General features: G+C 72.5%; 15 protein-coding genes and 1 pseudogene. 2 read left to right on the plus strand and 14 right to left on the minus strand.

Features of this window, described 5'->3' with window-relative positions; translation table 11 throughout:
- Positions 1-140: 140 nt before the first annotated feature.
- The 4 genes from ACZ31C_RS31295 to ACZ31C_RS31310 all read right to left on the minus strand — a co-directional run bounded on the left by ACZ31C_RS31295 (position 141) and on the right by ACZ31C_RS31310 (position 3,778).
- Complete coding sequence (locus ACZ31C_RS31295) at positions 141-425, minus strand: GlsB/YeaQ/YmgE family stress response membrane protein (RefSeq protein WP_396698784.1); 285 nt, start codon at positions 423-425, stop codon at positions 141-143.
- A gap of 354 nt (positions 426-779) precedes the next feature.
- Positions 780-1,070, minus strand: a complete 291-nt coding sequence (locus ACZ31C_RS31300) for a GlsB/YeaQ/YmgE family stress response membrane protein (RefSeq protein WP_396751098.1) — start codon at positions 1,068-1,070, stop codon at positions 780-782.
- A gap of 194 nt (positions 1,071-1,264) precedes the next feature.
- Positions 1,265-3,142 carry a translation elongation factor 4 gene (gene lepA, locus ACZ31C_RS31305; RefSeq protein WP_465798345.1) on the minus strand — a complete coding sequence of 626 codons (1,878 nt, stop codon included), beginning with the start codon at positions 3,140-3,142 and terminating at the stop codon, positions 1,265-1,267.
- 102 nt (positions 3,143-3,244) lie between these two features.
- Positions 3,245-3,778, minus strand: coding sequence for a DUF4240 domain-containing protein (locus tag ACZ31C_RS31310; RefSeq protein WP_465798346.1), 534 nt, complete (start codon positions 3,776-3,778; stop codon positions 3,245-3,247).
- On the opposite strand from ACZ31C_RS31310, the gene ACZ31C_RS31315 reads away from it, so the two are divergent.
- The gene (locus ACZ31C_RS31315) at positions 3,711-4,862 is read left to right on the plus strand and encodes a phosphotransferase family protein (RefSeq protein WP_465798347.1); all 1,152 of its coding nucleotides are present in this window, start codon (positions 3,711-3,713) and stop codon (positions 4,860-4,862) included. The genes ACZ31C_RS31310 and ACZ31C_RS31315 overlap by 68 nt on opposite strands.
- 149 nt (positions 4,863-5,011) lie before the next feature.
- Entirely contained in the window at positions 5,012-5,278 is a 267-nt protein-coding gene (gene rpsT / locus ACZ31C_RS31320) for a 30S ribosomal protein S20 (RefSeq protein WP_117229515.1), read from the plus strand.
- A gap of 360 nt (positions 5,279-5,638) precedes the next feature.
- On the opposite strand, the pseudogene ACZ31C_RS31325 reads toward rpsT, so the two are convergent.
- From ACZ31C_RS31325 to pepN, 10 genes and pseudogenes are all read right to left on the minus strand, one after another.
- Positions 5,639-6,073, minus strand: a pseudogene (locus ACZ31C_RS31325) (hypothetical protein); the annotation flags it as partial.
- The gene (gene holA / locus ACZ31C_RS31330) at positions 6,070-7,053 is read right to left on the minus strand and encodes a DNA polymerase III subunit delta (RefSeq protein WP_465798348.1); all 984 of its coding nucleotides are present in this window, start codon (positions 7,051-7,053) and stop codon (positions 6,070-6,072) included. The pseudogene ACZ31C_RS31325 and the gene holA, both read right to left, overlap by 4 nt.
- A 120-nt stretch (positions 7,054-7,173) precedes the next feature.
- A complete protein-coding gene (locus ACZ31C_RS31335) occupies positions 7,174-9,549 on the minus strand; it encodes a ComEC/Rec2 family competence protein (protein WP_465798349.1) in 2,376 nt (791 codons plus the stop codon).
- Positions 9,546-10,550, minus strand: coding sequence for a ComEA family DNA-binding protein (locus tag ACZ31C_RS31340; protein WP_465798376.1), 1,005 nt, complete (start codon positions 10,548-10,550; stop codon positions 9,546-9,548). The genes ACZ31C_RS31335 and ACZ31C_RS31340 overlap by 4 nt, the downstream gene beginning before the upstream one ends.
- Positions 10,551-11,036: 486 nt before the next feature.
- Positions 11,037-11,804 (minus strand): SDR family NAD(P)-dependent oxidoreductase, encoded by a 768-nt coding sequence (locus tag ACZ31C_RS31345; protein ID WP_465798350.1) that lies wholly within the window; start codon positions 11,802-11,804, stop codon positions 11,037-11,039.
- 219 nt (positions 11,805-12,023) lie between these two features.
- On the minus strand, positions 12,024-12,872 hold the full coding sequence (locus ACZ31C_RS31350) for a DegV family protein (RefSeq protein ID WP_465798351.1): 849 nt from the start codon (positions 12,870-12,872) through the stop codon (positions 12,024-12,026).
- A gap of 34 nt (positions 12,873-12,906) precedes the next feature.
- Positions 12,907-13,572 (minus strand): histidine phosphatase family protein, encoded by a 666-nt coding sequence (locus tag ACZ31C_RS31355; RefSeq protein WP_465798352.1) that lies wholly within the window; start codon positions 13,570-13,572, stop codon positions 12,907-12,909.
- Entirely contained in the window at positions 13,569-13,973 is a 405-nt protein-coding gene (rsfS, locus tag ACZ31C_RS31360) for a ribosome silencing factor (protein ID WP_465798353.1), read from the minus strand. The genes ACZ31C_RS31355 and rsfS overlap by 4 nt, the downstream gene beginning before the upstream one ends.
- A gap of 96 nt (positions 13,974-14,069) precedes the next feature.
- On the minus strand, positions 14,070-14,669 hold the full coding sequence (gene nadD / locus ACZ31C_RS31365; RefSeq protein WP_465798354.1) for a nicotinate-nucleotide adenylyltransferase: 600 nt from the start codon (positions 14,667-14,669) through the stop codon (positions 14,070-14,072).
- Positions 14,670-14,743: 74 nt separating this feature from the next.
- The gene (gene pepN, locus ACZ31C_RS31370) at positions 14,744-17,257 is read right to left on the minus strand and encodes an aminopeptidase N (RefSeq protein ID WP_465798355.1); all 2,514 of its coding nucleotides are present in this window, start codon (positions 17,255-17,257) and stop codon (positions 14,744-14,746) included.
- Positions 17,258-17,260 lie beyond the last annotated feature (3 nt).

Consider the following 17,260-nt stretch of genomic DNA (forward strand, 5'->3'; position numbering starts at 1 on the left):
GATTCCTTTACGACAGTGGGCGGGCCCGACGGTATCGCAGGACGGAGTGGCGAGGAGGGGGTACGCGACTGGCAAACCGGGGCGTACGACAACGAAAGGCGCCCGACCTCGACGGTCGGGCGCCTTTCGAGACTCAGCTGTTACCGGGTGACACCCCGGCGGCTGCGGCCCACCCCGGAGACCAGCGCCACCGCGACGGCCGCCAGCAGCACCTGGAGCATGAGCTCCCGCCAGTCGATGCCGGCGGTCTCGGCGAAGCCCGAAGCGCGGGCGATGACCGTGCCGAGCAGGGCAGCGCCGACACCGATCACCATGTGCAGCCAGATCGGCATCGGCTGCCGGCCCGGCACCACCAGGCGTCCCAGCGCGCCGATGATCAGACCGACGATCAGCGCGGTGATGATGCCCCAGACGGTGAGCTCCATGGTCGTTCTCCTTTACAAAAGACTTCCCACGGTTTTCGTGGTTTTTCTGTCGTCGACAGAGCTATTTCCCGACCCCATCGAACCCCAAACCGAATTTCTGCGCCCAGACGGCACGAGATCACCCAGAAGTGCGGTTCACGCAGCTCGGGAAGGGCGATCCGCCGGACGAGATCCGGCGCGGACCCGGGGCCCGACCACAGTAGGCGCGGGTGCCGGGGCAAGGAAGGGTCCCCTGCTAACGCCTCGTGTATAGGAAGGGACCCTTCCTTACCTCCGGGAGTCGGGGTGCCGCCGACAGACGCCAGCGGGCGCCCGGCCAGACGGCCGGGCGCCCGCGAAGGCGTATGGGGGTGTTTACCGGTGGGTCACACCACGGCGACGGCTGCCCACGCCCGCGACCAGCGCCACGGCGATCGCAGCCAGCGCGACCTGCACCAGCAGCTCGGCCCAGTCGATGCCGGCGGTCACCGTGGCGATGCCCGCGGCCCGGGCGAGAACGGTACCCAGCAGCGCGGCGCCGACACCGATGACCATGTGCAGCCAGATCGGCATGTCCTGCCGGCCCGGGACCACGAGGCGGCCCAGCGCGCCGATGATCAGACCCACGAACAGTGCGGTGATGATGCCCCAGACGGTGAGCTCCATGGTGGCCCTCCTCAGCAGAAGATGTCATTCGGCGGGGTTTTCCTGTCGGGCGAGTCAGTTCCCTCGACGCCGAATTCCCAAACCGATCGGAGCACCACGGATGGCATCCCGGCCATGTCGCCGGTCGATGCCGCCACCATTCGCGCACGTCGCAGCCGGGTGCCGGGCCCACCGGCCCGGCACCCGGCTGGCGACTACTTCTTGCCCGCCTGCTTGCCGTCGCCGGAGTCGGAGGAGAGCGCCGCGATGAAGGCTTCCTGGGGGACCTCGACCCGGCCCACCATCTTCATCCGCTTCTTGCCCTCCTTCTGCTTCTCCAGCAGCTTGCGCTTACGGCTGATGTCACCGCCGTAGCACTTGGCGAGCACGTCCTTGCGGATCGCCCGGATGGTCTCCCGGGCGATCACCCGGCTGCCGATGGCGGCCTGGATCGGCACCTCGAACTGCTGGCGCGGGATCAGGTTGCGCAGCTTCGCGGCGATCGTGGTCCCGTACGCGTACGCCTTGTCCTTGTGCACGATCGCGCTGAACGCGTCCACCGGCTCGCCGTGCAACAGGATGTCGACCTTCACCAGGTCGGACGCCTGCTCGTCGGTGGGCTCGTAGTCCAACGAGGCGTAGCCCTTGGTGCGGCTCTTGAGCTGGTCGAAGAAGTCGAAGATGATCTCGGCCAGCGGCAGCGTGTAGCGCAGCTCCACCCGGTCGGCGGAGAGGTACTCCATGCCGAGCAGGCTGCCCCGGCGGCCCTGACACAGCTCCATCACCGCACCGACGTAGTCGTTCGGGGTCAGCACGCTGGCCCGCACCGTCGGCTCGTACACCTCGGCGATCTTGCCGGTCGGGTACTCGCTCGGGTTGGTGACAATGATCTCCACGCCGTCCTCCTGGATGGCCCGGTAGACCACGTTCGGCGCGGTCGAGATCAGGTCCAGGTTGAACTCCCGCTCCAACCGCTCCCCGATGATCTCCAGGTGCAGCAGGCCGAGGAAGCCGCAGCGGAACCCGAAGCCCAGCGCGCCGGAGGTCTCCGGCTCGTAGGTCAGCGCGGCGTCGTTGAGCTTGAGCTTGTCCAGCGCGTCCCGCAGCGCCGGGTAGTCCGACCCGTCGATCGGGTACAGGCCGGAGTAGACCATCGGCTTCGGGTCCTTGTACCCGCCGAGCGCCTCGTCCGCCGGCCGACCGTTGATGGTGACCGTGTCGCCGACCCGGGACTGCCGGACGTCCTTCACACCGGTGATCAGGTAGCCGACCTCGCCGACCCCGAGCGCCTCGGACTTCACCATCTCCGGCGAGATGACGCCGATCTCCAGCAGCTCGTGGACGGCACCGGTGGACATCATCTTGATCCGGTCCCGGGCGCTGATCCGCCCGTCCACCACCCGGACGTAGGTGACCACGCCCCGGTACACGTCGTACACCGAGTCGAAGATCATCGCGCGGGCCGGGGCGTCGGCGTCGCCGACCGGCGGGACGAACTGCCGGACGATCTCGTCGAGCAGGTGCGGCACACCCTCACCGGTCTTGCCGGAGACCTTGATGCAGTCCGCCGGGTCGCCACCGATCAGGTGCGCCAACTCCTCGGCGTACTTCTCCGGCTGCGCGGCGGGCAGGTCGATCTTGTTGAGCACCGGGATGATGTGCAGGTCGTTCTCAAGCGCCAGATACAGGTTGGCCAGCGTCTGCGCCTCGATCCCCTGCGCGGCGTCGACCAGCAGGACGGCGCCCTCGCAGGCGGCCAGCGAGCGGGACACCTCGTAGGTGAAGTCCACGTGGCCCGGGGTGTCGATCATGTTGAGCACGGCCTGCTCACCGATCCGCTCGCCCTCGCGGATGGTCCACGGCATGCGCACGGCCTGGCTCTTGATGGTGATGCCGCGTTCGCGCTCGATGTCCATCCGGTCGAGGTACTGCGCGCGCATCTGCCGCGGGTCGACCACACCGGTGAGCTGCAACATCCGGTCGGCCAGGGTCGACTTTCCGTGGTCGATGTGGGCGATGATGCAGAAGTTCCTGATCCGCCCCGGGTCGGTGGCACCAGGAGCGTTCGCGCCGGGATCGAGCGTCGGTGGCACAGCGGTCCGTTCTGGTCGGCTGACGTGAGCGGGCCGGCACCGCCGGCCCCCTCTATGCTCCCACGTCCCCGGCGGACGACCGCCGCGCGGGCGAACCCGGACTCACTCCGGCGGCGGCTCGACGAAGAGGGCGGCCAGCCGGGGCAGCCGCCGCTGGGCCTCGTCGGAGTTGTCGAAGTCCCAGAAGTCGTTCAGGTCCGGCGTCCGCGCCGCCTCACGCACCACCGGCATATCGGACGCGGTCGCCTTGCGGTACGCGTCCCACGGGACGGCGAGCATGTCCTCGCACTCGAACTCCTCGCCGCTGAGCGAGGCCGCCCGGACCTCCGGCAACTCGGCCAGCGAGTCCGGGTCTGCGACCGCGCGGGCGAAGACCTCCCGGCCCCGCGTCATCAGCCAGCCCCGGAAGTACTCGAAGCCGTCGTCCGAGGCACCGTAGTTGATCATGTACGCGGCGCCCCACAGGTCGACCCGGTAGGAGGCGGCGAGCACCCGCCGCTGGTGTTCCGCGTACCCGACGATCTCCTCCGGGTCACGGGCGGCGAGCAGCGCGACGGCGCGGGCGGCGATGGCGTCCGGCTCTCCGCCACCGGCGCGGGCCCGGTCGATCAGCTGCCAGAAGTCCTCGGTCCTCATGACCCGGCAGTCTGACAGAGAGGTCGGACGGCGGCGGCACCCGACGAGTCCGGCGCGCGGCGCACGGCGGCGACGCCGCACCGGGCAGCATGGTCGGGTGAGCAACCCGGCCCCGCCGCCCGTGCCGTACCACGCGACCGCCCAACGCCCGCCCTGGCACACCCTGCCGGGGGCGGTCCGCGCCGCGCTGTCGGACCGGCTCGGCGCCCCGGTCGTCGCCGCCGAGACCGCCGGTGCCGGTTTCACCCGGGGCTTCGCCGCGGTGCTGCGCACCGGCGACGGCGACACCGCCTTCGTCAAGGCCGCGTCCCGCGCCGAGCAGCCGCACCTGGTCGACTGGTACGCCCGCGAGGCGGCCATCCTCGCCCGCCTGCCCGCCGGTCTCCCCGCCCCGCGCCTGCGCTGGACGCTGTTCGAGGCCGACTGGTACGCGCTCTGCCTGGAACCGATCCACGGCCGCCTCCCCCGGTTGCCCTGGGACCCGGCCGAACTGGCCGGCACCCTCGCCGGGTACGCCGATGTCGCCGCCGCGCTCGCCGAACCGCCGCCCGACCTGGTCGCCCTCGGGCTGCCCCGGCTCGCCGACCTCGCCCGCGACGACATCCTCTGGTGGGGCGAGGTCGCCGCCGGCCGGGAACCCGTACCACCGCTGCCCGAACCGCTGCGCGGCCGGATCGCCGACCTGGCCGCGCTGGAGTCCCGGCTCCCCGGGTACGCCGCCGCCACGACCGGACTGACCCACGGTGACCTGCGGGCGGACAACGTCCTGATCGACGTGGCGGGCACGGCCTGGTTCTGCGACTGGACCTGGCTCTGCCACGGCCCGGCCTGGTTCGACCTGGCCAACCTGCTGATCACCGGGTACGCCTCCGGCCTCGACGCCGACGCCCTCTTCGCCGCCCACCCGACCGTCGCCGACGCACCCGACGACGCGCTCGACGTGACCCTGGCCGCCCTGGCCGGCTACCACCTCACCGCCGCCGCGTCGGCACCCCCGACCGCGTCGACCCACCTACCGACGCACCAGCGGTGGACCGGCGAACAGGCGCTCGGTTGGCTGGCCCGTCGGCGGGGTTGGTCCTGACCACGCCCGGTGGCGCGGCACCTGCCCACGAGGGCTGTTTTGGCCCGTGCCGACCGACCTGGTAACCTGGCTTTTCGCGCAGCGATGACGCATGCTCGTCGTCGCGCGCACAAGCTGACCAACCCGAGCTATCAAGACGAGGCTGTCGCGTGGCGAACATCAAGTCCCAGATCAAGCGCAACCGGCAGAACGAGAAGCGCCGGCTGCGTAACAAGTCGGTCAAGTCGTCGCTGAAGACCGCCATCCGCAAGTTCCACGAGGCCGCTGAGGCCGGTGACGTCGAGAAGGCCACCACCCTCATGCAGGACGCCTCGCGCAAGCTGGACAAGGCCGCCAGCAAGGGCGTGATCCACGCCAACCAGGCCGCCAACCGCAAGTCGGCGATCGCCAAGCGCGTCACGTCGCTCGCTGCCTGAGACAGCGACCTGAGACCTGACGGAAGCCCCGGGGCACTGCCTCGGGGCTTCCGCACGTCCCCCGCCCGGCTCGGGCGCAACCGATCTTGCATCCCGGCCCGGCGCACAGCCTCAGCCGCCCTTGCCCGACTTCTGCGTCGGCCGGGTCTTCGGGACCCGTCGGGCGGTGCTGGATCAGGAACCGGGTTCGCAGGTACGGCGGCGACGTCCGGGAGCCTTGGACGTCTCCGGAGCCGGTGGGCGCGGTGACATGGCGTCCGAACCGGCCTTCGCTGATCCGGCCTTCGCCGATCCGGTCGAGCCACTACCGGCGGGCGTCGTGCCCGTGACGTCCGGCCGGGCCGGCCGCAGAGTGGGTGCGGGCGGGGCGGGCGGACGCGTCGGTGACGACGGGTCCACGGTGGGCAGCGGCTCCGACCGGAGCACGACGCCGGGCACGGTGTGCGGCAGCCAGTCGACCCGGGCCCGCCCGACCACGGGTTCCATCTGCTTGCGGAACCGGTCGCGTTCCTGCTCGGGCACGGCGGCCGCGGAGCGGACCACCACGGCCGCCACCAGGTCGTTGAGCTTGACCATGACGGCCACCGCCGCCGGCAGCACCAGCACCGCCCACCACTTCACCAGCTCGGCGAGCACGAGCAGGGCGGCCAACGCGATCGCGCCCTCGAAGAAGAGGAAACAGAGCACTCCACCCGGGTTGACGACACGCAGCCCGAGCACCCGGGCATAGAGCGGCCGATACCGCTCCTCGTCGGCCGGGATCGTGGCCCAGGAGCCACGGAGGGCTCCGCTCATCTGGCGCCGCCCTGCTGCCGCGCGGCGGCCACCGAGAAGACCGCCTTCTCCAGCGCGTACGCCCGGTCGTCGGAGCCACCCTTCACCGCCGCGTTGCACTCGGCCGCCGCCCGCATGGCCTCGACCAGGGCGTCCGGCGTCCAGCCCCGCGCCTGTCGCTGGGCCCGTTCGACCTTCCACGGCGGCATGCCCAGGCTGCTGGCGAGCTGGTACGGGCTGCCCCGACCGGCCGAGGCGACCCGGGCCACGGTGCGGATCCCGTCGGCGAGGGCGTCGGCGATCGGCACCGGGTCCACCCCGACGTGCAGCGCCCAGCGCAACGCCTCCAGGGCGGCGGGCAGGTCACCGACCATGGTGGCGTCGGCGACGGTGAAGCCGCTCACCTCGACCCGACCCCGGTAGTAGCGCGAGACCGTGTCGGCACCTATCCGGCCATCGGTGTCGGCGATGAGCTGCGAGCAGGCTGCCGCGAGTTCCCGGAGGTCGTTGCCGACCGCCGCGATCAGCGCCTCGGCCGCGTCGTCGGTGCAGCGCCCACCGGCCCGGCGGAACTCGTCCCGCACGAAGGCCACCCGATCGCGGTGTCCCTTGAGCTTGGTGGCCGGCAGCACCTGCGCACCGGCTGCCTTCAACCCGTCGGCGAACGCCTTGCCCTTGGCCGCGCCGAGATGCTGGACGACGAGCTGCACCTCGGGGTCGGGATTCTTCGCGTAGGCCAGCAGGGCGGCGGTCAGGTCCTTGCGGGCGTCCTGACCGGACCGCAGCACCAGCACCCGTCGTCCGCCGAACAGTGAAGGGCTCAGCATCTCGTCGATCTCGCCCACGGCGAGCTGCCCCGCCTGGTACTCACGCACGTCCGCACCCGGGTCGGCGGCGCGGGCGGCGGCGACGGTTTCGGCCACCGCACGCGTGGCGAGCAGCTCCTCGTCGCCGAGGACGAGCACAATGGGAGCGGCATTGGCGGCGGTCACGCCGCCCATACTCGCACGCTCTGCGGCGAGGTCCAGTCTGCTCGTCGGTACTGTGCTGGCAGACCCCGCACTCAGCGCAAATCCAGACATATATACAATTAGCCTCCTTTCTCCATAAGTCGGATCCGCTCATCGGTTTGCCCTGGTCAGGTCCACTCCCCCCGACACGACGGCCAGCCCGGACGGCCCGACCACCACGGCCACGTCCCCGTCGAGGTCGGTCCGCAGCACCCGCGCCCCACCCCGGCTCAACCGGGCCAGCACAGCCTCGTTGGGATGTCCGTAGGTGTTGCCCGCGCCCACCGGCACCAACGCGACCGCCGGTGCGATCGCGTCCAGAAAGGCCGGATCCTGGTACGCGCTGCCGTGGTGGGCGACCTTCAACACGTCGGCCCGCAGCCCGTACGGCGGCAGGTGTTCCCGCAGCGCCTGCTGCTCCTCGGTCTCCGCGTCCCCGGCGAGCAGGATCCGCACCCCGGCCACGGTGGCCCGCAGCACCAGGGAGTTGTTGTTCGGGTCGGACCTGGTCCCCCGCATCGGATAGGGCGGACCGAGGACCACCAGGTCGACCGCGCCCGCCGCATACCGCCACCCGGCCGGGGCGGCCACCACAGGCGTGCCGTGCACAGCGGCCGTGTCGTGCACCAGGTCCCGCCCGATCGCCGGCTCCGGCCACCGGGGTGTGACCACCGTGTCCACCCGACGGTCCCGGAAGACCCCGGCCACTCCCCCGGTGTGGTCCACGTGGAAGTGGCTCACCACCAGGAGCGGCACCCGCCGTACGCCGAGCCGTCGCAGACAGGCGTCCGCCGCCGCCGGATCGGGACCGGCGTCGACCACGACGGCGCGCCCCGGCGCCACCGGCAGCAGCACGACGTCGCCCTGACCGACCGCGCACGCGACGACCACCCATCCCTTCGGCGGCCAGCCGGGTGCCGCCACCCGCACCGGCAGGGTGCCGACCACGACGGCGGTGGTGAGCACCGCCACCAGGCGACGCACCACCGGCCACCGCGCCGCCACCAGCAGGGCCACGGTCAGCGCCGCCAGCAACAGCGCTCCGGACACCCCACCCGGCCAGGGCAGGTTGCCGGCCGGGACGCGGGCCCCGTGCCGGGCCACCAGCACCAGCCACCACGCCGGCCAGTGCGCCAGCCAGGCGACGGCCTGGGCACCGGCGGGCCAGACCGGCGAGATCGTCGCCGCCAGCACCCCGAGCACCGTGGCCGGGGCGATCGCGGGCACGACCAGCAGGTTCGCCGGGACCGCGACCAGACTGACCGTGCCCGACAGACCGGCGATCACCGGGGAGCAGGCCAACTGCGCGGCGGCCGGCACCGCCAGCGCCTCGGCCGCCCCCGCCGGTACGCCCCGTCGGCGCAACCCGTCGCGCCACCGTGGCGCGAGCAGCAGCAGACCACCGGTGGCCAGGACCGACAGCGCGAACCCGGCGTCCCCGGCCAGGTCCGGGTCGACGAGCACCAGCACCGCGATCCCGGCGGCCAGGGCCGGCACCGCCGCCCGGGGCCGGCCGGTGGCCAGCGCGGCGAGTCCGATCGCGCCCATGGTCGCCGCACGCACCACGCTCGGCGAGGGCCGGACCAGGATGACGAAGCCCACCAGGGCGAGCCCGCAGAGCACGACGGCCAACGTCGGCCCGACCCGGGCCCAGCGGGCCGCCAACAGCACCGCCCCCACCACGATCGCGACGTTGGAACCGGAGACCGCGTTGAGATGTGTCATGCCGGTGGCCCGGAAGTCCTCCTCCACCGTGTCGGGCAGTTCGCTGGTGTCGCCGACGACCAGACCGGGCAGCAGGCCGCCCGGGTCGTCGGGCAGCGGCGCGCAGGCGCGTTGCAGACCGGCCCGCAGCAGCCCGGCGGCCCGTTGCAGCACCGATGCCGACCCGAGCCGGACGGGTTCCCCCTCGGCCAGCAGCACCGCGCCGGTCAGGTCACCGCCGCGCGGCTCGGTCAGGCGGCCCTCGGCGGTGATGCGCTGCCCCGGCAGCAGTCCGCGCCAGGCGGGGTCGTCGGCGAGCACCAGCATCCGGGCCGGCGCGGTGACCCGTTGCCCCGCCGGCCCGGTGACGGTCACCAGCCGGGCCGGCACCAGCAGCGTCGGCGGGCGGCCGACGATGCCACCGCGTAGCGCCCGGGGATCGTCCCGGACGACCAACTCCGCGGTGACGTGCCCGCCATCCTCGACCAGGGCGCGCATTGGGCCGGCGTCCCGCACCGCCAGTCGGGCCGAGGTCGCCGCGCCGCCGCAGACGATCCCGATCAACACCGCCACCGTGATCCAGCCGAAGCGACGGGCGACCGCACCCTGCCGCCCGACGAATCCGAGCAGGTGCACCGCGACCAGCACGGCCACCGCCGCCGCCACCACGGCCGCCAGCAGTGTCCGCGCAGCGGTGAGGTGCAGGCCGGCCAGGGCGGTGAGCCAGGCCGCCACGGCCAGTCCGGCCAGCCGCAGATCGGGGACCTTCGCGTCGGCCGTCACACCGTCACCAGATCCTTCAGCTCCTCGTACCGGGCGTCGCCGATGCCGTTGACCTGGCGCAGGTCGCTGACGGCACGGAAGCCGCCACGTTGGTCGCGGTGCTCGATGATCCGCTGCGCGAGCACCGGTCCCACGCCGGGCAGCGCGTCGAGTTGCGCGAGGGTCGCGGTGTTCAGGTTCACCCGTCCGCCGGGTTCGGCACCGGGCACGGCGGCACCGGGGGCCGGGGCGGCGGGCGTGGGCGCTGGTACGCCTACCACGATCAACTCGCCGTCGGTCACCTTGCGGGCCGGATTCAGCATCGCCACGTCCACCCCGGGCAGCGCCCCGCCGGCTGCCTCGACGGCGTCGGCCACCCGCGCCCCGGCCGGGAGCCGCACCAGACCCGGCCGACGCACCTTGCCCGCCACGGCGACGACCACCTCACCGGCGGGTACGGCCGACGGGTCGCTCATCGACTCGCGATCGGCCGGGCCGGACGGGTCTTCGACGTCGGCGGCACCGCTGGGACCGGTGACGGCGACGACCGGCTCGACCTGCGGACGGGACCGCCACGCCCAGACGGCGGCGACGACCACGACCAGGACGGCGACGACGGCGAGCACCCGGACCCCGCGCCGTCCGGGGTCGAACGCCCCGGGACCCGGCAGCCGGGACAGCGCAGGCGTCGCGTCGACGTCCGCCTGATCCTCAGCGCTGGACCGGCCGGTTCGCTCCGACGCAGGATACGGATCGGCGACCACGGTGGCGGTAGGTGTCGACGAGGTCGGCGGACCGGTGGCGTGGGTCCCGATGTTCGACGAGAACTCGGCGCCTGTGGTGGCGTGCACGGGCAGCGCAACGGTCGGCCACTCCATCGGGGTACGCCGCAGCGACGACGCCGGTGAGAGGTTGTGCGGATTCGGGCCGGTGACACGCGAGGGCGTCGGGCCGGTGTCTGCCACTGCCGGGGCAGTCCGGCCGCCAGGCATGTGGGCATCGCCCGCTCCCGTGCCGGGCATCAGCCGCCACAGGCGGTCCCGGACCACCGTCTCCTCGTCGTCATTGGGCACGGCGCGAGGCTAGGACGGCGAGCCCGACGCGTGCCGCCGTCAATCGCCCCGGCTGTGGATAACCGGTCGCCTGTGGACAACGCCCTGATCACGCATCGTTCGTGCTATGGCCGGACCCGCCGACCGAGGCTGCTTCCGCACGGTCCTGCCATCCACCTCGATCGGTCGACTGATCCACCGCACGAACCGGCCGATCAGCGCGACGATGCCGGCCCCTCATCGAGCACGCGAAAAAGCCCCCAGCCGCGCCCGAGGGCCCTTCGGCGTTGGTCACGCTCGATCCCGGATCGAGTGGTCATCGTCGCGCTCGGACACCACTCGATCCCCGGATCGAGCACGATCTTGCGACCGGGAGGACGTGCATGGTTCATCGGTGGAGAGCGACCGGCACCAGGGCGGTGCTGGTAAGGCGGGCGCTGCCGTGACCGGCCCGGGTCAGCGGGATTCCGGATCGAGACCGAGGGCCGCGCGTCCGCCGTCGACCGGCAGGGTGACGCCGGTGACGAAGCCGGCCGCCGGGGAGAGCAGGAACGCCACCACCTCGGCGACGTCCTGCGGGCGGCCGATCCGGCCCACCGGGTGCAGGCGGTGTAGTTCCGCCTCGACCCGGCCCGCCTGCTCCGGCGTCTGCGCCGCCAGGAACGCCTCGTGTCGCTCGGTGCTCACCGAGCCGAGGGCGACCGTGTTCGCCCGGATGCCACGCGGGCCGTACTCGACCGCGAGCGCACGGGTCAGCCCTTCGATGGCGGCTTTCGCGGTGGCGTACGGCAGGCAGCCGGCCACCGGTCGAGCGGCCTGGTGGGAGGAGACGTTCACGATCGCGCCGTCGGTGCCGGCGGCCAGGAATCGGCGTACCGCGGTGGCCGAGCCGACCACGGCAGGGCGCAGGTTGCGGGTGATCAGGTCGACCACCTCGCCGACCGGGGCGTCGTGCACCGACGCGTCCCGGAACACCGCCGCGTTGTTCACCCAGCCGGTGAGCGGCCCAGCTCGCTCGGCCAGGTCGGCGGCGCGCCCGGCGACGCCCTCGTCGGCCGCGTCACCGACCACCGCCGTCAGCCGCCCGTTCGCCGCATGATGCTCCACCCAGGACATAGCGTCGCCATCACGCTCGACGATCACGACCGCCTCACCCGCAGCGAGCAGCCGCTCCACGATCCCCCGCCCGACCCCGCGCCCACCACCGGTCACCACACAGGACATCCGCCCCTCCTCCCACCCCCGCCCATCTTCCCGCACCCCCGCACCCACCCCGTCGATCATGGAGTTGCGGCATCGCCATAACAGGTCAAACACCCACGAGCCGCCGACCACCACTCCATGATCGCCGAGCCGAGCCGAGCCGAGCCGAGCCGAGCCGAGCCGGGCGGCAGCGGGCCCAGCCGAGCGGCAGCGAGACCAGCCGGACGGGGGGCGAGCAGCCTAGGGGTGGCGGTGGGTGACGACGCAGGCGAGGCCGGGGCCGGCGTGGGCGGCGACGGCGGCACCGGCCTCGGAGACGTACGTGTCGTGCAGGCGCCCGCCCAGCCGGGCCGTGAGCGCGCTCAGCAGTGTCTCGGCGCGCTGGGGTGCGGCCGAGTGGTGTACAGCCAGGTCGATCTCCGCGTCACCGGCCGCCTCGACGGCCAGGTCCACCAGGCGGGCCAGGCCACGGCTGGCCGTACGTACCTTGTCGCAGAGCACGATGACGCCGTCCGGCATGTAGAGGATCGGCTTGACCGAGAGCGCCGTGCCGAGCAGCGCCTCGGCCGCGTTGATCCGGCCGCCCCGGCGCAGGAACTCCAGCGTGTCGACGTAGAAGTAGATGGTGGTGCGGTCGATCGCGGCGACGGCCTCGGCGCGTACGGCGGCCAGGTCGGCTCCGCGGTGGGCGGCCCGGGCGGCGGCGATCACCGGGAAGCCGAGGCCCATGCCGCAGGAGAGGCTGTCGACCACCGTCACCCGGTCACCGAACTCTGCGGCGGCCAGGTCGGCGGCCTCCACGGTGCCGGAGAGTCCCGCCGACAGGTGCACCGACACGACGCCGTCCGCACCGGCGTCCAGCAGCCGACGGTACGTCCGGACGAACTGTTCCGGGGAGGGACGAGACGTACTCACCGAGACCCGCCGGGCGCTCAGCGCACGGGTGGCGTCCGCCGGGGAGGTCTGGACCCCTTCCAGTCCCTCGACGCCGTTGAGCACCACGGTCAGCGGCACCACGGTGAGCTGGTGCGCGGGCACCAGCTCGGGCGGCAGGTAGGCGGTGGAGTCGGTCACGACCGCGACGGGCATGCCCGGCACGGTAGCCGATCGGTGGGGTGCGGCGTCAGACCGCTTCGGCGGAGCCCGGACGGGCGGATGCGGTGCCGGCGGGTGTGACCGGCGGCACGTCGACCGGGCCGACGTTGTGCGTCCGCATCTGCCACCCACGGTCGGCGTCGTGCCGCAGCTCGGTCCAGTGGCAGTTGCGCAGCGAGCCGACGGCGCGCAGCACGCTGGGCTCCCAGCCGAGCAACTGACCGCAGCCCTGCCGGGCGGCACCGCCGTGGGTGGCCACGACAACGGTGCGACCGGCGAGTTCGTCGGCGAGCTCTTGTAGGGCGGTGCCCATCCGCTTGCCCAACTCGCTCAGCGGCTCGATCTCCGCGCCCGGGTCGGGGTCACCGGCCCGCCAGCGGGTGAACTCCGACGGAAACTGTGCCGACGCCTCGGTGAGCAGGAGACCCTGCCAGCGTCCGAAGTGGCGTTCGCGCAGTCGGGCGTCGGAGCGTACCGGCACCCCCGTGAGCGCGGACAGCGCACCGGCGGTGTCCGCCGCGCGGCTGAGGTCGCTGGCGACGATGGCGTCCGGTCGCAGCGCGGCCAGCAGCGGCGCGGCCTGGCGCGCCTGCTCGCGGCCGAGGTCGTTGAGGGGTACGTCGGTCTGCCCCTGCACCCGGCCGGCGGCGTTCCAGTCGGTGTTGCCGTGCCGCCAGACGACCAGCCGGGTCACTCGCCGGATCCGCTGGCGGCCTCGGCGCTGGCCAGGTCCCGGTCGACGAACGGGATGGTGGGGCAGTCCTTCCAGAGCCGGTCGAGGGCGTAGAACTCGCGCTCCTCGGTGTGCTGCACGTGGACCACGATGTCGACGTAGTCGAGCAGCACCCACCGGCCACCGCGCTCGCCCTCGCGCCGCACCGGCTTGGCCTTCTCGGGCAGGTCGAGCAGGGCTTCCTCGATGGCGTCGACGATGGCGAGCACCTGACGCTCGTTCGGGGCCGCGGCGATCAGGAACGCGTCGGTGATGGCGAGCTGGTCGCCCACGTCGATGATGACGATGTCCTGAGCCTTCTTGTCGGCCGCGGCCTGGGCGGCGGCCATCGCCAGCTCGTGAGCGCGTTCCGAAACTGTCACCGTTCTCCCTCGATCACCCGTGCGATGCTCTCAAGCCTCTCACACCCGGCGGATTCCCGACTTGGCGGTTTCACGCAGTAATCGGGATGAAACAGGCTAATCACCCTGGTAGAGCCGCCGTTTCGCGATGTATTGCACCACACCGTCCGGCACCAGATACCAGACCGGTACGCCCCGGGAGACCCGCGCCCGACAGTCGGTCGACGAGATGGCCATCGCCGGCACCTGCACCAGGCTGACCGTGTCGGCGGGCACGTGGGCGTCGGTGAGTTCGAAGCCCGGCCGGGTCACCCCGATGAAGTGGGCCAGCTCGAAGATCTCGTCCAGGTCCTTCCAGCTCAGGATGCGTTCCAGCGCGTCCGCGCCGGTGATGAAGAACAGTTGCGCCTTCGGGCCGTACTCGGCGCGCAGGTCACGCAGCGTGTCGACGGTGTAGGTGGGACCGCCCCGGTCGATGTCGACCCGACTGACCTGGAAGCGGGGGTTCGACGCGGTCGCGATCACCGTCATCAGGTAGCGGTCCTCGGCCGGGCTGACCGGGACGTCCGCCTTCTGCCAGGGCCGCCCGGTGGGCACGAACACCACCTCGTCCAGCCCGAACCGGTCCGCCACCTCGCTCGCCGCGACGAGGTGGCCGTGATGGATCGGGTCGAACGTGCCGCCCATGATCCCGACCCGCCGGATGTCTTCCCGCACACCATGATCCTATGCCGAATCCGGTTCACGCCGGGCCGGGCCGTGACCCACGGCACCGACCCGACGACACCAGGTCAGGCGGTCATCGCCGCCACCGCCGTTCGCGCCAGGAGCGCCCGCCGCAGGTCGTCGTCGGCGTCGGTGACCACCCGGCGCAGCCCCGGCGTGAGGTCGTCGCGGGCCAGCAGGGCCGCGGCCGCCTCCCGGGTCGATCGCGCCACCGCGTACCGGGGGAACGCCAGCTTGGCCACCCCGTCGGCCACCCAGGGGGTACGCAGCCGCGCGGCGGCCGGCATGTCGTCGAAGTACCGGGTCACGTAGTCGGCGGTCAGTTCCGCCTGCTCGGGACGCCAGAAACCGGCGGCCGTCGCCTCGACCAGCCGGTTGGACAGCTCGGTGTTCGACACGATGATCTCCCACGCGGCCTGCTTGGCGGCCGGGTCGGGCAGGGCGGCGCGACAGGTGGCGGCCCGCTCCGCACCGGCGGCGCTCGGGTCGGCGGCCGTCTCGGCGGCGATCTCGGGCGCACCGGCGGCGCCCAGCACCACCAGCCGGGCCAGGACGGACCAGCGCAGCTCGGTGTCGACGGCCAGCCCGGCCGGTACGCCCCGACCGGCGAGCCAGCCACCCAGCAGGTCGGCGTCGGTGGTCACGGCGATCAGACCCCGCGCGGCGGCCAACTGCAACGACTCCCCCGGCGCGGCACCGTCGAGCAACCGGCGGCAGGCGGCGGCGATCCGGTCCAGGGCCGCCCGCCGGGCCGCCGGGTCGAGATAGCGGTCGACCAGCGACCGGCTCAGCGCCAGCACGTCCTCAGCGATGATCACCTCGGTCTCGGTGGGCAGCGCCGCCCCGATCAGGTCGACCACCGCCTGCACCGGCCGTTCCCCGTCGGTGGCGGCGTCCAGCGCCTCGCCCCAGAGCAACGCCCGGGCCAGCGGGTCGGCCAGCCTGGGCAGCAGCAGCGACACGGCGTCGGCCGAGGCCGGGTCCAGGCGGATCTTGGCGAACGTCAGGTCGCCGTCGTTGGGCAGCAGGACCGCCGCCGCCGGTGCACCGACCAACCCGGTGAGCGGCGTACGCCCGTCGTCGGACTTCGGGTCGAGGTCGATCTCCTGCCGCTCGGTGGTGCCGTCGACGGCGTACCGGCCGACGCCGATGCGGTGCGGGCGCAGCACCGGGTGCGACGGCGGGGCGGTCTGCACCACGGCCGCCTCGGCGTACCGGCCGTCGGCGTCCAGCCGCACCTCGGAGCGCAGCGTGTTCACCTGCGCGGTACGCAGCCACGACTGCGCCCAGTCGGTGAGGTCCCGGCCGCTGGCGGCACTCAGGCTGTCGAGCAGGTCGGCCAGGGTGGCGTTGCCGAACCGGTGCCGGGCGAAGTGGTCGTTCAGACCGGCCAGGAACGCCTCGTCACCGAGCCAGGCGACCAGTTGCCGCAGCACGCTGGCGCCCTTGGCGTACGAGATGCCGTCGAAGTTGAGCAGCCCCTCGGCGGCGTCGGCCACCCGCTCGGGGGCGACGGGGTGGGTGGAGGGGCGCTGGTCGGCGGCGTACCCCCAGGCCTTGCGTTGCAGCGCGAACGTCGTCCACGCCTGGTCGAACCGGGTCGCTTCGGCGGTGACCCGGGTGCCCAGGTACTCGGCGAACGACTCGTTCAGCCACAGGTCGTCCCACCAACGCATGGTGACGAGATCGCCGAACCACATGTGCGCCATCTCGTGGGCGATCGTGGTGGCGCGCAGCTCGCGCTCGGAGTCGGTGACCGCCGAGCGGAACACGTAGTCGTCGCGGAAGGTCACCAGGCCCGGGTTCTCCATCGCCCCGGCGTTGAACTCCGGCACGAACGCCTGGTCGTACTTGCCGAACGGGTACCGCTCGGCGAAGAGCTGGTGGAACCGGTCCAGGCACTGCTTCGTGATGGTGAAGATCTCGTCGGCGTCGGCGTCGAGGTGCTCGGCCAGCGACCGGCGGCAGTACACCCCGAGCGGGATGCCGTCGTGGCTGTCCCGTCGGACGTGCCAGGGGCCGGCGATCAGCGTGAAGAAGTACGTGGCGATGGGCAGGGTGGGGACGAACTCCCAGCGCCCGGGGGCCGGGTTGGCGGCCAGCGCGCCGTTGGCCGCGACCGTCCAGTGCTCCGGTGCGGTGACCGTGAGCGTGACCGGCGCCTTCAGGTCGGGCTGGTCGAAGGCGGCGAAGATGCGTTGCACGTCGTCCAGGAAGGACATCGCGTACAGGTAGGTCTCGCCGTCGGCCGGGTCGACGAACCGGTGCAGCCCCTCACCGGTGTTCGTGTACGCCATCTCCGCCTCGACGGTCAGCGTGTTCTCTTCGGCCAGCCCGGTCAGGACGAGCCGGTTGTCGTCCAACGCGGCCGGATCGAGATCACGGTCGTTGAGGCGTACCGCCAGCAGGCTCGCGGGCTTCACCTCGGCGAAGGTCTCCCCGTCGGTGGCCCGGAACCGGATCGTGACCAGCGAGCGGAACCGCTCGTCGCCACCGGTGAGGTCGAGGTCCACGTGGTAGGAAACGACGGAGATCGACGCGCCACGCGCGGTCGACTCTGCACGGCTCAGGCTCGGCATCCG

This window comes from Micromonospora sp. NPDC023869, from assembly GCF_055559695.1.

Coding starts and splice junctions, on each gene's coding strand:
- ACZ31C_RS31295 (WP_396698784.1), bottom strand. CDS start 425: ATGGAGCTCACCGTCTGGGGCATCATCACCGCGCTGATCGTCGGTCTG.
- ACZ31C_RS31300 (WP_396751098.1), bottom strand. CDS start 1,070: ATGGAGCTCACCGTCTGGGGCATCATCACCGCACTGTTCGTGGGTCTG.
- ACZ31C_RS31315 (WP_465798347.1), top strand. CDS start 3,711: ATGGCGTCCGGCTCTCCGCCACCGGCGCGGGCCCGGTCGATCAGCTGC.
- ACZ31C_RS31310 (WP_465798346.1), bottom strand. CDS start 3,778: ATGAGGACCGAGGACTTCTGGCAGCTGATCGACCGGGCCCGCGCCGGT.
- holA (WP_465798348.1), bottom strand. CDS start 7,053: ATGGGCGGCGTGACCGCCGCCAATGCCGCTCCCATTGTGCTCGTCCTC.
- ACZ31C_RS31340 (WP_465798376.1), bottom strand. CDS start 10,550: ATGCCCGGCACGGGAGCGGGCGATGCCCACATGCCTGGCGGCCGGACT.
- ACZ31C_RS31345 (WP_465798350.1), bottom strand. CDS start 11,804: ATGTCCTGTGTGGTGACCGGTGGTGGGCGCGGGGTCGGGCGGGGGATC.
- ACZ31C_RS31350 (WP_465798351.1), bottom strand. CDS start 12,872: ATGCCCGTCGCGGTCGTGACCGACTCCACCGCCTACCTGCCGCCCGAG.
- pepN (WP_465798355.1), bottom strand. CDS start 17,257: ATGCCGAGCCTGAGCCGTGCAGAGTCGACCGCGCGTGGCGCGTCGATC.